Raw genomic sequence first — 14,738 nt, forward strand, 5'->3', positions numbered from 1 at the left:
GATCCAATTAAAAATAATTTTGTATTGTTCTCAATATTAACATAATTTATTTTGATTATACAAAGAATCGGATATATCAAAATATATTTTCCATTTTTAATAATAATTTGAAATAACTTTTTTTTATTAAATATTTTATTCATAATTCACAATAAATTCTTCTAATTTCGATACTATTTCCGTAGGTCCACAAATAAAAGGCGTTCGTTGATGTAATTCTTTTGGTTGTATATCTAAAATTCTATTTTTTCCATCAATAGCTCTTCCACCAGCTTGTTCTGTTAAAAAGGCTATTGGATTACATTCATACAACAAACGTAATTTTCCTTTTGGAGAAAATGCCGTTTTTGGATAAATATAAATACCTCCTTGAATCATATTTCGATGAAAATCTCCAACTAATGAACCAATATATCTTGCCGTATAAGGCTGAATTTTTTTTTTATCTATATTCTGACAAAATCTTAAAAACTTTTTAATTCCTTTAGAAAATTTAGCATAATTTCCTTCATTAATGGAATACATTTTTCCGTTTTTAGGAAAACGAAGATTAGGATGAGATAAATAAAAAGTTCCAAATGAAGGATCTAATGTAAATCCATGTACACCTGATCCTGTACTATATACCAATATTGTTGAAGATCCATATATAATATATCCTGCTAGAATTTGTTCACTTCCTTTTCGTAAAAAATCATTAATAGTAATACTTTCTTGAATAGAAGATTTACGTATATATACAGAAAATATGGTTCCAATAGATACGTTTACATCTATATTAGACGATCCATCTAATGGATCTATTAAAACAATATACTGATTTTTTACAATGTTTTCTTGTTTATTTTCTATGACTATGAAATTTTTACTTTCTTCAGAAGCTATTCCACATACTACGTTTCTACTTTTAAATGATTGTATAAAAACGTTATGGGCAAAACAATCCAATTTTTGTTGGGTTTCTCCTTGAATATTAATTATTCCAGAACTTCCTATAAGTTCTTCTGTTAATCCAGCTTTATTTACTTCTTTGTGTATTGCTTTAGAAGCTAGTTTAATACAGCTAAACAATCGTAATAAAGATTCAACGGAATAAGAAAAATGATGTCTATTTTTTATAATAAATTCACCTAATGTATACATTGATATCAAAAACTAGAATAAATCGTTTTTGTAAAGATCATATTTTTTTTTTAAAATTTTGTAATAAAGTCTATAGTAATAGGATAAAATTGATCATATTTTATCTAAACAATACATTTATATTAAGAATCATTATTAATTTTTAATAAAATGTATACAAAATATTACTGATATGATAATACCGGATGTATTGTTTGTTCATTAATATTTTTTTGTTTTTTTTTGATAAAAATCTATTACTATTTTTTATGGAAAAAAAAATATTATTTCATTGTATATTGGTTTTACAAAATATAAAACAAAATTGATGTATTGCTCATGGAATGTTGATATGTTTTTAAAAAACATGATGAAAAACGATACACAAATGAACAGTATTTAATTGTGAATTATCACAATTTTATTATGGATATCATATGAATTTTGTATATAATAAGGAAATATATATTATGTTTTATAAGAAAATCGGAACTATCTAAATTTCCTTTGTGTAAATTTTTTGATCAAGAAAATACTATGATAATAAATAAAAAATATTTATATAATTTTATCAAATTTTTCAAAAAAATATAAACAAAAGTTGATTATGGGAATAAGTACTTGTCTCTTTCTATATAAAGGAAGAATAAATCCATTTATTTTTTGATATGAATTTCCAAGGACATTTTTCTGCATTTTTATTAAAAAAAAATTCTAAATTATTCTATGATAATAAGATATATATAAAAAATAAAAATGAAACAATATCATTCTAATGTAAAGAAAAACTAATCTGTCAAATATCAAAATGTATTGAAACAAAATATTTTAATATTATTAAATATCAGTTAAAAAAAATTAACTATGAACAAGTTTTTCGTGAATAAAAGGATTCATATTTATACAGATGGATCGTCAAGAGGAAATCCTGGACCAGGAGGATATGGTGTTTTCATTGAAATCTTTTCATATATTTCTAATTTTTATAAACAAATTATTATATCTGAAGGGTTTCGTTATACAACCAATAACAGAATGGAATTATTAGCTACAATAGTTGGACTAAAAAACATCAAAAAAAAAAAACAAGATATTACTATATTTACTGATTCTAAATATATAATCAATGCAGTCCAAAATAGTTGGATTTATAAATGGGAAAAAAATAATTTTTTGAAAAAAAAAAATGTAGATTTATGGAAAAAGTTTATTCAAATATTCCATCAGCATTTTGTATCTTTCCATTGGATCAAATCTCATAATTATCATTATATTAATGATTATTGCGATAGATTATCTGTAGAAGTAACTAAAAAAAAATTTCTGAAAACTGATATCATATATGAAAAACAATCTTCTTTATAAAAGAAGAAATTTTTTTTGTCGAATTATTTCATATACTATGATAGACATGGCATTACTTACATTTAATGAATCTATATTTCCAAACATAGGTATTTTTATAATTTTATCCGCTATTTTATACCAAATTTTGGATAAACCTTGGTGTTCTGATCCAAAAACGATTGCAATACTAAATAAATTTCGAAAATTATTTTCATATAAATTAATCGATTTTTTGTGAAATCCTGTAGCTACAATCTCTACTCGATTCTTTCGAATCCAAGATAATATTTTTTTTATATTATTTTCAATAATGAAACGATTGTTAAAAACAGTTCCTATACTACATCTAATAACATTAGGATTGAATATATAAGTTTTCATATTATGTAAAATAATCATGCAAAATCCAGCAGCAGTAGCAGTTCTTAACATAGATCCTAAATTACCCGGTTTTTCTATTCCATCCAATATAAGAATTAAAGAATTTCTAACTAATTTCATATTAATCAAATTATCATGAATCTTTTTTTCTCTAAATAAAGCGATAATTCCCCCTGAATTCTTTCTATAAACTAATTTATTAAATATTTTTATACTTATAAAATAAATAATGGATTGATAATTTTGAACTATATCATCTTGATAAAAAATATCTTTACAGATAAATATTTTGGTTGGAATAAACTGATTTTTTATAGCAATCTGAAATTCATGTAATCCTTCTACAATAAAAAAACCTAATTTTTTTTTTCCATATACTTTTTTTAAGTATTTAATTTTTGTATTTTGTATACTGTTTATTTTTTTCATATTACGTTAACAATGAATAAAAAAAATTGTATAAAAAGAAATGATCAATTCTATATGAAAATAGCTTTTGAAAATTCAAAATTGTCTATTTGTAAAAAAAAAAAGTAGGAGCAGTCATCGTTAAAAATAATAAAATTATTTCTTTCGGTTTTAATAAAACTCCAAATGGATTTCCTCATTCTTGTGAAGATAAAAATGGAAATACAAATTGGTATGTCATTCATGCAGAAGCTAATGCAATATTAAAAATTGCTTCAAATTTTTTATCTTGTGAAAAATCTACTATATATATCACACATTTTCCATGTAAAGAATGTTGTAAACTAATATATCTTTCTAAGATTAAAAAAGTGATTTATTTATATTATAAAAATAATCATGATGAAAATGATTTTTTAAACAAATTAGGAATAATTGCACAACAATTGATATGGTGAAAATTTAATCATACCCAAGTGGCGAAATTGGTATACGCGTTGGACTCAAAATCCAATGATTATTTTCAATCATGCGGGTTCGAATCCCGCCTTGGGTATTTCAAAATAAAAAATATCTCTGTGATAATGGAAGTACTCGAGATGGAACAGAAGTTATTTTTTTTCCATCTATATAAACATGATAATTTTTAGGATCCACTTCTACATTTGGAGTTTCTCCATTTAATATCATATTATTTTTAGATAAAGAACGACATTTTTTTATTATTTTTACTTGTTTTTTAATTTCATTTTTTTCAAAAAAACCATGATTAACAGAAATTTCTGAAATAAAAATACTACTTAATTTAGGTTCGAAAAATCCGAACATTTTCCGATACATAAATGGTTGAGGAGTAGGTATTGTAGCGTTAGGATCTCCTACACTAGCACATACGATCATTCCACTTTTTATCACTAATTCTGGTTTCACTCCAAAAAATGAAGGCTTCCATAAAACTAAATCAGCCATTTTTCCTACCTGAATAGATCCTACATATTCTGAAATACCATGAGTAATAGAAGGATTGATAGTATATTTAGATATATATCTTTTTACTCTAAAATTATCATTATATAAGTCTTGCGGTAGATATCCTCTTTGATTTTTCATATTATCAGCAGTTTGCCATGTTCTTTTTACTACTTCACCTATTCTACCCATAGCTTGAGAGTCCGAACTCATCATACTTATCGCACCCATATCATGTAAAACGCCTTCTGCACTAATAGTTTCCGATCGTATTCGCGATTTTGCAAACGCAATATCTTCTGGTAAATCAGAATCTAAATGATGACATATCATTAACATATCTAAATGCTCATCGATGGTATTACAAGTATAAGGAAGAGTAGGACTTGTAGAAGATGGCAATATATTGGAAAAAGAAATTACTTTTAATAAATCGGGTGAATGTCCACCACCTGCTCCTTCTGTATGATAAGTATGAATAGTCCGATTTTTAAATACTTTTAAAGTATCTTCTATATATCCAGACTCATTTAAAGAATCTGTATGTATATTCACTTGTACATCTAATTTATCGGATACGTATAAACATTGATCTATTACATGTGGAGTACTTCCCCAATCTTCATGTATTTTTAATCCTCCAGCACCAGCTTTGATCTGTTCAATTAAAACTTCAGGATTAGAACTATTTCCTCCAGCAAGTAGAATTAAATTGATTGGAATATGATCTGTACTTTTTAACATTTTTTTTATATTCCAAACACCTGATGTACAATTTGTTGCTATAGTTCCGGTGGCTGGACCAGATCCGCCACCTATAATAGTAGTAGTCCCATTTTCTAATGCAATTTCAAATAATTGTGGACATATATAATGAACATGACTATCCACACTTCCAGGTGTTACGATCATGTTTTCGGAAGAAATTACTTCTGTTCCAGTTCCTATATACATATTGGGTGTCACTCCATCCATAAAATATGGATTTCCAGATTTTCCTATTCCAACAATTAATCCATCTTTTATTCCAATATCTGCCTTGATAATTCCCCAATAATCGATAATAATAGCATTAGTCAAAACTAAATCCAATACTCCTTCATTTCTTGTTGCAATGGGATGTTGTCCCATCCCATCTCTAATTACTTTTCCTCCTCCAAAAACACATTCGTCTCCATACACAGTATAATCTTTTTCTATTTCAATCCACAATGATGTATCTCCTAAACGTATTTTATCTCCTTCAGTAGGACCGTACATACTTGCATAAGATTTTCTATCTATTTTTATCATATTTTCATATTTTCTTTTCCTGAAAATCCATAAATTTTTTTGCTACCTCCTATTTCTACTAGAGTAATATCTTTTATTTCTCCAGGTTCAAAACGAACAGATCTACCAGAAGGTATATCTAATCGATATCCTTTTGTTCCTTTTCTTTCAAAAGAAAGAGCAGAATTAGTTTCATAAAAATGAAAATGAGATCCTACTTGTATAGGACGATTTCCCGTATTAGACACGATTCTCTTTATTCGAGATCTATTGGGTAAAATAGAAATATCCTTATTTAAAAGATTATATTGTCCAGGTATAATTTTAGAACTTCTTTTCGTTTTTTTTTGAATAGGATTATGTATTGTGACTAATTTTGTTCCATCAGGAAAAGTTGCTTCTATTTGAACATTATTTAATAATTCATATACTCCATCCATAATTTGATACTCACTGAGAATGTGACTTGCTTCATTGATGATTTCTTTCACTGTTTTTCCATCACGTGCTCCTTCCATTACGTAATGGGTTATTAAAGCTAAAGATTCAGGATAATTTAATTTTAATCCTCTTTTCAAACGTTTTTTTGCTAATTCTCCCGCCATATGCAAAAGAATCTTTTCTTTTTCATAAGAAGTTAAATGCATACTTTCTTAGGTTCTTAAAGTTATATTAATTCAATAATATTGATGAATAAAAATGAATTTTTTATAAAAAGAATAAAGGTATGAATAATAATTTTATTCTATTTTTTAGATAAAAACAATTAAGTAATTATAAAAAATTACAAAATTACATGAAAAAATATGGATATGACCTTTACAGATATTTTAATATGCATATATATAATAAATTAAATATAAATAATACATAAAAAAATAGAGTCTCCATAAATTATCTTTATTTTTGTTATCATCTTTATAATAATGATAGGAAAATTTTAAAAAATAGTTAAAAAATGCAAGTTTTAAAATTTGGAGGAAGTTCGGTTGCTCATTCTGATTCTATAAAACGTATTTGTTATTTACTAAAAAAAAAACCTAAAGGAAAATATGCTATTGTTGTATCAGCTTTAGGAAATATTACGGATCTCCTTATACAATGTGGGATACTTGCTGCTGAAAGAAAAAATCAATATAAACATATATTAGAAGATATCGAAATTCGACATCTTAATATTATTAGAGAATTATTTCCAATAACTTATCAAAGTCACTTAATCAGTTGGATGAAAAAAAATATCAATGATCTAGAAAACTTATGTGATGGAATTTTTCAAGTTGAAGAATTATCCAAACGTTCCCTAGATAAAATCATGAGTTTTGGAGAATTGAGTTCTTCTTTTATTATTTCCGAAAAATTCAAACAATATGGATTAGATGCTATATGTAAAGATAGTCGAGATTTAATTATTACTGATTCTCAATTTGGATGTGCACAAGTAGATTTTATTACGAGTAATCATCATATCATTCAATTTTTTCGTGAAAAAATATCGGAATATGTAGTTTTACCTGGTTTTATAGGTTCTACTGTAGATAATGAAACTACTACTTTAGGTAGAGGAGGCTCTGATTATACAGCATCCATTTTAGCTTCAGCTATATCGGCAAGTTTACTTGAAATATGGACAGATGTTAGTGGAATGATGACAGCTAATCCAAATATCGTGAATCAAGCTTTTCCTATCAAAGAAATTTCATATGAAGAAGCTATGGAATTATCTCATTTTGGAGCAAAAGTAATTTATCCTCCAACTATACAACCTGCAATGAAAAGACATATACCTATACAAATTAAAAATACTTTTTCTCCATCTGATCCAGGTACTCTTATTTACATTAGTAAAAAAACTAATATTAGTCAACCAGTTACTGGAATATCAGGAATTCAAAATATGTCATTGCTCACTTTAGAAGGAAGTGGAATGATAGGAATTCCCGGATACTCTAAACGTTTGTTCGAAGCACTATCTCGTGAAAAAATAAATGTGATATTTATTACTCAAAGTTCTTCGGAACATTCCATAACAACTGGAATTCACGAAATGGATGTAATCAAAGCAAAATCTGTAATAGATACAGAATTTTCTCAAGAAATATATCAAAGACGTATAGATCCATTAAAAATAGAAAAAGACCTCTGTATTATAGCAGTCGTCGGAGACAACATGAAAAATCTTCATGGTACTAGTGGAAAAATGTTTTCTTCTTTAGGAAGAAATAGTATTAATGTTAGAGCCATAGCTCAAGGTTCTACTGAAAAAAACATATCGGCAGTAATTAAAAAAACTGATTTAAAAAAAGCACTGAATACTTTACATGAATCATTTTTTGAAAGTCCTCCAAAACAAATTAACCTATTTATATGTGGAGTAGGAAAAGTTGGAAGAAAATTACTTGAGCAATTACATCAACAACAAAGTTATTTGTTCAAAGAATTAAAATTACAAGTTCGAGTTATTGGAATAGCAAATAGCAAAAAAATGTATTTCAATAATCATGGTATTAATTTAATACAATGGGATCAATTTTTGAATGAAAATGGAGGGGAAATGAACATCTATTCTTTTATGAAAAAAGTTTGGAAATTTAATTTAAGAAATAGTTTATTTGTTGATAATACAGCTAGTGAAGAAATGGCTATGACATATGATAAATTTTTAAAAAATGGAATAGGTGTCATTACATGTAATAAAATTGCATGTTCTTCCGATTATGATCATTATAAAAAATTAAAAATACTTTCCAGACATTTTAAAGCTCCATTCTTATTTGAAACTAATGTAGGAGCTAGTCTACCAGTGATTAGTACATTAAATGATCTTATCAATAGCGGAGACAAAATTCATAAAATAGAAGCAGTACTATCAGGTAGTTTAAATTTTATATTTAATCGTTTTACAAAAAAAACATCTTTTTTAGAAGTAGTAAAAGAAGCACAAGAAAAAGGTTATACAGAACCTGATCCTAGAATAGATTTAAGTGGATTAGATGTTATGCGAAAAATTCTTATTTTAGCAAGAGAATGTGGATCTCCATTAGAATTGAAGGATATTCAAAAAAAATATTTTTTACCTAAAAAATGTTATGACTCAAATTCTGTAGAAAACTTTTATCAAGAACTAAAAAATTATAGTAATTATTTTTTTAGTATTAGAAGTGAAGCAGAAAAAAATAAAAAGCGATTACGTTTTATTGCTCGTTATGAAAAAGGTAGAGCATTTGTTGGATTAGAATCAATTGATCAGAATCATCCATTTTTTCAACTAGAAGGAAAAGATAATATGGTTTTATATAATACATATCGCTATGCAGAACAACCTCTTATTATAAAAGGAGCCGGAGCTGGAGCTGAAGTAACAGCTTCTGGTGTTTTTTCTGATATTATTAAGGCGACTAAATAAAATCATGAAAGGAATTAAAATCTATTCACCTGCTACTGTAGCAAATTTAGCATGTGGATTTGATGTAATTGGATTAGCTTTGGATTTTCCAAGAGATGAAATTTATTTATATAAATCAAATCATCCAGGTATACGAATACATGAAATTTGTGGAGTTTCTTTACCTAAAGATCCTAATAAAAATGTAGCATTTGTAGCTTTAAATTTTTTATTAAAAAAATATCAAAAAAAACAAAAATTTGAAAACGAACAACAAATAGGATTTGAAATGAAATTAATTAAAAATATTCATCCTGGTAGCGGTATTGGATCTAGTGCAGCTAGTGCCGCAGGTGTTGTTTTTGGAGCTAATATTTTATTAGGATATCCTTTTAATACCATTCAACTCATTCGTTTTGCTATGGAAGGAGAACGAATAGCAAGTGGATCTGCTCATGCTGATAATGTCGCTCCCGCAATAATGGGAGGATTAACTTTAGTAAGAAGTTATAAACCACTTGATATAACTAAACTACATACTCCAAATGAATTATGGGTAAGTATAATTCATCCACAAATTGAAATTAAAACATCAGATGCAAGAAATATTTTAAAACATAAAATACTCATGACAGATGCTATTCGTCAATGGGGAAATATAGGGGCATTGGTCGCTGGATTATATCAAGAAGATTATTCTCTAATTAGTAGGTCATTAGAAGATGTCATTGTAGAACCGATAAGAGCTATATTAATACCGGCATTTTATGAACTAAAAATAAGATGTAAAGAGATAGGAGCTCTAGGAGGAGGAATTTCGGGATCTGGTCCTTCTGTTTTTATGCTAAGTAAAGGAGATGAAACAGCTAAAAAAGTAACAGAAGTCATGAATCGAGTTTATTCATCTCTAAGGATTAATTATAAAACATATACTTCTCCTATTAATCAAAAAGGATTAAAATGGATTACTATTCTTTAAAAAAATTATTAAAATAATTTTTATGTTATATCACAGTCTAAAAAATCATAATAATTTAGTATCCTTTGAAGATGCTCTTTTAAATGGGTTATCTCCAGATGGAAGTTTATATGTACCTCAATTTATTCCTTTATTGGATTCTCATTTTATTCAAAACATTTCAGATGATGATATAAATCATATATCGTTTTCCGTTATAAAACCATATATACAAAAATCCATACCTACAAAATTTATATATGATATCATACATAATACTTTAAATTATCCATTTCCGTTAAAAAAAATTCATGATAATATTTATGTACTGGAACTTTTTCATGGTCCTACTTTAGCATTCAAAGATGTTGGATCTCAGTTTATGTCTGAATGTTTGAGTTTTTTTCATAAAAAAATAGGAAAAATGATAACAATATTAGTAGCCACTTCTGGTGATACTGGAGGTGCAGTCGCTAGAGGTTTTTATAAAAAAGCAGGAATAGAAGTAATAATTTTATATCCATATAATGGAATTAGTTCATTACAAAAAAAACAAATTTCTTCTCTAGGAGAGAATATTTATTCTGTCGAAGTAAATGGGAGTTTTGATGACTGTCAAAAAATGGTAAAACAATCCTTTTTAGATAAAGAAATACAGAAAAAATATACATTAACTTCTGCAAATTCTATTAATATAGCAAGATTATTACCTCAAATGTTCTATTATTTTATTTCTTATAAAAAAATTTTATATGAAAAAAATTATAAAAAATTAATTTTTTCAGTTCCAAGTGGAAATTTTGGAAATGTATGCGCAGGAATAATAGCTAAAAAAATGGGGTTACCTATAAATACTTTTATTGCTTCGACTAATATTAATAATACGATACCAATATTTATGCAATCTGGAAAATATAATCCAACTTCGGTAAAAAAAACAATATCAAATGCAATGGATATTTCAGATCCCAGTAATTTTCCAAGAATATGGAATTTTTTATATCAAAAAAATATGATGAAATTGAAAAGTAATTTTTATTCTTATCAATTTACAGATAAAGAAACTTTAGATATTATTGAATCAATATGGAATAAGTACCAATATATGTTAGATCCACATGGTGCTATTGGATATCTAGGTATTCAAAAACATATGAAAAAAGAAAAAAAAATAGATTATACTTATGTTTTTTTAGAAACAGCTCATCCCATTAAATTTTATCATTGTATGCCTTCTTCTTTGAAAAATAGTATTGTTATATCCAAAAAATTAAAAAAATTCACCCTAAAAAATAGAAAACCAAAAAATATATTCTCCATTTCAAATACATTTAATTCATTGAAATATTGGTTATTAAATAGGTAAAACCAACTTATATCATATTATATCGCAACATCTCCTTTGAGATGAGGAAAAGGATTGTAATTTTTTAAATAAAAATCTTCAAAAGAAAATTTGAAAATATTTTTCACATTTGGATTAATCACCATTTCTGGAAGAGGTCTAGGTTTTCTTTTTATTTGAATTTTTACTTGTTTCATATGATTATTATAAATATGAGCATCTCCTATAGTATGAATAAATTCTTTTTCATATAAATTCAAAGTTCTAGCTATCATAAGAAGTAATAAAGAATAAGATGCTATATTAAAGGGTAATCCAAGAAATATATCTGCGCTTCTTTGATATAATAACAACGATAACTGTTTATTCCTTACATAAAATTGAAACAATAAATGACATGGAGGTAGTGCCATATTTTGAATCATACTAACATTCCAAGAAGAAACAATTAAACGTCGTGAATTTGGATTAGATTTTATTTCTTTTATAAGATTGACAATTTGATCAATAGGATTACCTCCATTATAAGTAGGCCATTTTCTCCATTGATATCCGTATATAGGACCTAGATTTCCATTTTCATCAGCCCATTCATTCCAAATAGTTACTTTATTTTTTTGTAAATATTGGATATTAGTATCTCCTTTAATAAACCATAATAATTCATATATAATCGATCGTATATTTAATTTCTTCGTAGTTAAAAGTGGAAATCCTTTTTTTAGATCAAATCTCATTTGATATCCAAATATACTAACCGTACCTATTCCAGTTCTATCTTTTTCTCTATATCCATTATTCAATACATTTTGTAATAAATCTATATATTGTTTCATAATATTTTAATATATAAAAAATTAATTTTTAATTATTTATTTTTTAATTTAAAGAGTATTTTTGCATAAAAAATATAAATTAGCTATGAATCAAAAAGTTCTCTTCTTTTCAACAAGAAGTGGATTAAAATTATCAAAAAAAATAGTTCATTATTATGGAACTTTACTAGGTAAAATTAAATTTTTAGAATTTAACGATGGCGAATATACTCCTCGATTTGAAGAATCAGTTCGAGGATGTAGAGTGTTTTTAATCGGATCAACATTTCCTCCAGTAGATAACCTAATGGAATTATTACTCATGTGTGATGCAGCTCGTCGAGCTTCTGCTTATAAAATTACTCTGGTTATTCCATATTTTGGATGGGCAAGACAAGATCACAAAGATCAACCAAGGACCCCTATAGCAGCAAAACTTATAGCAAACTTAATGGTAGCATCTGGTGCGAATAGAGTCATGACTATGGATTTGCACGCAGATCAAATACAAGGATTTTTTGATATCCCCGTAGATCATGTATATGCTTCTAGAATATTTATTCATTATATTAATAAATTGAAAATAAATCAATTAACTATAGCTTCTCCTGACATGGGTGGAGCAAAAAGAGCTAGGAGCTACGCAGGTTATCTGGGAACGGATGTAGTCATTTGTTATAAAGAAAGAAAAAAAGCAAATGAAATAGAGTTTATGAATTTAATAGGAGAAGTAAAAAACAAAAATATTATACTCATCGATGATATGGTAGATACAGCTGGAACATTAACAGAAGCAGCTAATTTAATTAAACAAGAAGGAGCTAAAAGTGTAAGAGCAATAGCTACACATCCAGTTTTATCAGGAGATGCTTATCAAAGAATAGTTAATTCATCTATAGAAGAACTAGTAGTTACGGATACGATTCCAATCAAACATCATCAATACAATATGAATAAAATAAAAGTTTTATCCTGTTCATCGCTTTTTGCAGAAGTAATGCATTCAGTACAAAAAGACGAATCAATTAGTAATAAATTCTTTATTTAATGAAATACATTAATATATATGGAAACAAAAGAAATACTGGAAAAAAAGAATTACGTATCATTCGATCTTCTGGTAGAATACCATGTATTTTATATGGAAAAAATATGAATATTCCATTTTCGATTTCTTTAGATACTTTGAAAAAAGTGATATATAGATCCGAACTATGTGGATTTATTATTCAATTAGAAAAATTCAACGAAAATATTAAAGCGATTCGTAAAGAAGTACAAATGCATCCCATTAACGATCAAATTTTGCATATAGATTTTTATAAAATTGATCCATTGAAATCAATTATCATAGAAATTCCTATTAAATTTGTTGGAAGACCTATAGGAGTTTCGAAAGGTGGCACATTCTATTCCCCTTTAAAAAAAATAAAAGTAAAAGCAAAAATACAAGATTTACCAGATGCCATTCATATAGACATTGGTAATCTAAATATCGGAGGTAAAATAACAGTAGAAAATATTCATAATAAAACATATCAAATATTATTACCTATGAAAACTTTAATTGCTAGCGTGAAAATATCTCGAACTATTATTAAAAACACAACAGAAGAACAAGATAAAGAATCAAATAAGTAATGAATCATGATATTCAATTTATGAAAGTTGCTATTAATGAAGCTATAGTAGCCTTATATAAAAATGAAGTTCCTATTGGAGCCGCTATTACTTATCAAAATGTAGTAATCGCGAAAACTCATAATTTAACTCAAACCTTCCAAAATATTACAGCACATGCTGAAATGTTAGCAATCAATTTAGCTTCTAGTCACTTAGGAGTAAAGTATATAAAAAAATGTACATTGTATGTAACAATAGTACCATGTATAATGTGTGCTGGAGCATTGTTTTGGTCCAAAATAGGAAAAGTGGTTTGTGGAGCAAATAACCATTCTAAAATCGGTTTTTTAAATTATGGTATCAAATTACATCCAAAAACAAAATTTATTTTTGGTATAATGGAAGAACAATGTCAATACTTAATACAAAAATTTTTTTTTATTCGTAGAATTCAAAAAAAAATGTTTAAATAATTATTTTTTTTTTATTCATTTTAAAAATAATAGGAAAAGATGTTATTAATACAATGGATAATATAATCCATTCAAGATGATTTTTCAACTGAGGAAAACTTTTATCTAAATAATGTCCTGATAACATGATAGAAAAAGTCCATGCTAAAGCACCAATCACATTATATATCATAAATTTTTTAAAATTGATTCGAATTGCTCCAGCTACAATAGGAGCAAAAGAACGAAATACAGGGATAAATCTACTCATAATTAATGCTGTAGTTTTATACTTATTATAAAATATTCTAGCTAAAATGAGATATTTTTTTCTAAAGAAAAAAGTATCTTTTTTTTTATACAGCAATTTTCCAGATTTATATCCTAACCAATAACCTTGTATATTTCCAAGAATAGCAACAGAAGCTACGATCAAAATAATAACAAAAAAAGGTACATTATAAAAATTTTTACATAAATCATTTCCAAAAATTCCAGCAGTAAATAATAGAGAATCACCTGGTAAAAAAAATCCTATAAAAAAACCAGTTTCTGCAAAAACAATAGCTAGTATAATAAATAAAGCTGTATTTCCAAAATACAAAAAAATCCATCTAGGATTAAATAGATGTTGAAAAAAATCCCAAACATCTAAGATAAT

General features: G+C 26.4%; 14 protein-coding genes and 1 tRNA gene. 9 read left to right on the plus strand and 6 right to left on the minus strand.

Going from position 1 to position 14,738, the window contains the following annotated elements:
- Positions 1-135: 135 nt before the first annotated feature.
- Positions 136-1,143 (minus strand): class 1 fructose-bisphosphatase, encoded by a 1,008-nt coding sequence (gene fbp / locus H0H35_RS00590; RefSeq protein ID WP_185883030.1) that lies wholly within the window; start codon positions 1,141-1,143, stop codon positions 136-138.
- 843 nt (positions 1,144-1,986) lie between these two features.
- Between fbp and H0H35_RS00595 the strand changes: the two genes are divergently transcribed.
- Positions 1,987-2,487 (plus strand): ribonuclease HI, encoded by a 501-nt coding sequence (locus H0H35_RS00595; protein ID WP_238892347.1) that lies wholly within the window; start codon positions 1,987-1,989, stop codon positions 2,485-2,487.
- Here H0H35_RS00595 and H0H35_RS00600 read toward each other — a convergent pair.
- Entirely contained in the window at positions 2,482-3,279 is a 798-nt protein-coding gene (locus H0H35_RS00600) for a TrmH family RNA methyltransferase (protein ID WP_185883031.1), read from the minus strand. The genes H0H35_RS00595 and H0H35_RS00600 overlap by 6 nt on opposite strands.
- A 137-nt stretch (positions 3,280-3,416) precedes the next feature.
- On the opposite strand from H0H35_RS00600, the gene H0H35_RS00605 reads away from it, so the two are divergent.
- Both H0H35_RS00605 and H0H35_RS00610 read left to right on the plus strand, forming a co-directional pair.
- Complete coding sequence (locus tag H0H35_RS00605; RefSeq protein WP_317167202.1) at positions 3,417-3,716, plus strand: deaminase; 300 nt, start codon at positions 3,417-3,419, stop codon at positions 3,714-3,716.
- Between the two features lie 12 nt (positions 3,717-3,728).
- Positions 3,729-3,814: transfer RNA gene (locus tag H0H35_RS00610), tRNA-Leu, on the plus strand.
- A 2-nt stretch (positions 3,815-3,816) separates the two neighbouring features.
- Here H0H35_RS00610 and ureC read toward each other — a convergent pair.
- The gene (ureC, locus tag H0H35_RS00615) at positions 3,817-5,520 is read right to left on the minus strand and encodes an urease subunit alpha (protein ID WP_185883032.1); all 1,704 of its coding nucleotides are present in this window, start codon (positions 5,518-5,520) and stop codon (positions 3,817-3,819) included.
- A complete protein-coding gene (locus H0H35_RS00620; RefSeq protein ID WP_185883033.1) occupies positions 5,517-6,146 on the minus strand; it encodes an urease subunit gamma in 630 nt (209 codons plus the stop codon). The genes ureC and H0H35_RS00620 overlap by 4 nt, the downstream gene beginning before the upstream one ends.
- 311 nt (positions 6,147-6,457) lie before the next feature.
- Between H0H35_RS00620 and thrA the strand changes: the two genes are divergently transcribed.
- From thrA to thrC, 3 genes are read left to right on the plus strand one after another with little or no spacing between them, the layout of a single operon-like run.
- Positions 6,458-8,905 (plus strand): bifunctional aspartate kinase/homoserine dehydrogenase I, encoded by a 2,448-nt coding sequence (gene thrA / locus H0H35_RS00625; RefSeq protein WP_185883034.1) that lies wholly within the window; start codon positions 6,458-6,460, stop codon positions 8,903-8,905.
- Positions 8,906-8,909: 4 nt separating this feature from the next.
- Positions 8,910-9,863 carry a homoserine kinase gene (locus H0H35_RS00630; protein ID WP_185883035.1) on the plus strand — a complete coding sequence of 318 codons (954 nt, stop codon included), beginning with the start codon at positions 8,910-8,912 and terminating at the stop codon, positions 9,861-9,863.
- A 22-nt stretch (positions 9,864-9,885) separates the two neighbouring features.
- Positions 9,886-11,208, plus strand: coding sequence for a threonine synthase (gene thrC, locus H0H35_RS00635; protein WP_185883036.1), 1,323 nt, complete (start codon positions 9,886-9,888; stop codon positions 11,206-11,208).
- 17 nt (positions 11,209-11,225) lie between these two features.
- Here the strand turns inward: thrC and H0H35_RS00640 are convergent, their stop codons facing one another.
- Entirely contained in the window at positions 11,226-12,023 is a 798-nt protein-coding gene (locus tag H0H35_RS00640; RefSeq protein WP_185883037.1) for a thymidylate synthase, read from the minus strand.
- Positions 12,024-12,108: 85 nt separating this feature from the next.
- On the opposite strand from H0H35_RS00640, the gene H0H35_RS00645 reads away from it, so the two are divergent.
- The 3 genes from H0H35_RS00645 to H0H35_RS00655 are packed head-to-tail and all read left to right on the plus strand — an operon-like array spanning position 12,109 to position 14,098.
- Positions 12,109-13,050: a ribose-phosphate pyrophosphokinase gene (locus H0H35_RS00645; protein WP_185883038.1), complete on the plus strand. Its 942-nt coding sequence runs from the start codon at positions 12,109-12,111 to the stop codon at positions 13,048-13,050.
- Complete coding sequence (locus H0H35_RS00650) at positions 13,050-13,643, plus strand: 50S ribosomal protein L25 (protein ID WP_185883039.1); 594 nt, start codon at positions 13,050-13,052, stop codon at positions 13,641-13,643. Before H0H35_RS00645 ends, H0H35_RS00650 begins: the two co-directional genes overlap by 1 nt.
- The gene (locus tag H0H35_RS00655; RefSeq protein ID WP_185883040.1) at positions 13,643-14,098 is read left to right on the plus strand and encodes a nucleoside deaminase; all 456 of its coding nucleotides are present in this window, start codon (positions 13,643-13,645) and stop codon (positions 14,096-14,098) included. The genes H0H35_RS00650 and H0H35_RS00655 overlap by 1 nt, the downstream gene beginning before the upstream one ends.
- Here the strand turns inward: H0H35_RS00655 and H0H35_RS00660 are convergent.
- Complete coding sequence (locus H0H35_RS00660) at positions 14,091-14,735, minus strand: DedA family protein (RefSeq protein WP_185883171.1); 645 nt, start codon at positions 14,733-14,735, stop codon at positions 14,091-14,093. The genes H0H35_RS00655 and H0H35_RS00660 overlap by 8 nt on opposite strands.
- Positions 14,736-14,738: the final 3 nt, after the last annotated feature.

The organism is Blattabacterium cuenoti, from assembly GCF_014252435.1.
GTDB classification, from domain to species: Bacteria; Bacteroidota; Bacteroidia; order Flavobacteriales; family Blattabacteriaceae; genus Blattabacterium; species Blattabacterium cuenoti_X.

Excerpts from the sequence above, each read along its gene's own strand:
- fbp (WP_185883030.1), bottom strand. The coding sequence starts at position 1,143 with ATGTATACATTAGGTGAATTTATTATAAAAAATAGACATCATTTTTCT.
- H0H35_RS00595 (WP_238892347.1), top strand. The coding sequence starts at position 1,987 with ATGAACAAGTTTTTCGTGAATAAAAGGATTCATATTTATACAGATGGA.
- H0H35_RS00600 (WP_185883031.1), bottom strand. The coding sequence starts at position 3,279 with ATGAAAAAAATAAACAGTATACAAAATACAAAAATTAAATACTTAAAA.
- ureC (WP_185883032.1), bottom strand. The coding sequence starts at position 5,520 with ATGATAAAAATAGATAGAAAATCTTATGCAAGTATGTACGGTCCTACT.
- H0H35_RS00620 (WP_185883033.1), bottom strand. The coding sequence starts at position 6,146 with ATGCATTTAACTTCTTATGAAAAAGAAAAGATTCTTTTGCATATGGCG.
- thrA (WP_185883034.1), top strand. The coding sequence starts at position 6,458 with ATGCAAGTTTTAAAATTTGGAGGAAGTTCGGTTGCTCATTCTGATTCT.
- H0H35_RS00630 (WP_185883035.1), top strand. The coding sequence starts at position 8,910 with ATGAAAGGAATTAAAATCTATTCACCTGCTACTGTAGCAAATTTAGCA.
- thrC (WP_185883036.1), top strand. The coding sequence starts at position 9,886 with ATGTTATATCACAGTCTAAAAAATCATAATAATTTAGTATCCTTTGAA.
- H0H35_RS00640 (WP_185883037.1), bottom strand. The coding sequence starts at position 12,023 with ATGAAACAATATATAGATTTATTACAAAATGTATTGAATAATGGATAT.
- H0H35_RS00645 (WP_185883038.1), top strand. The coding sequence starts at position 12,109 with ATGAATCAAAAAGTTCTCTTCTTTTCAACAAGAAGTGGATTAAAATTA.
- H0H35_RS00650 (WP_185883039.1), top strand. The coding sequence starts at position 13,050 with ATGAAATACATTAATATATATGGAAACAAAAGAAATACTGGAAAAAAA.
- H0H35_RS00655 (WP_185883040.1), top strand. The coding sequence starts at position 13,643 with ATGAATCATGATATTCAATTTATGAAAGTTGCTATTAATGAAGCTATA.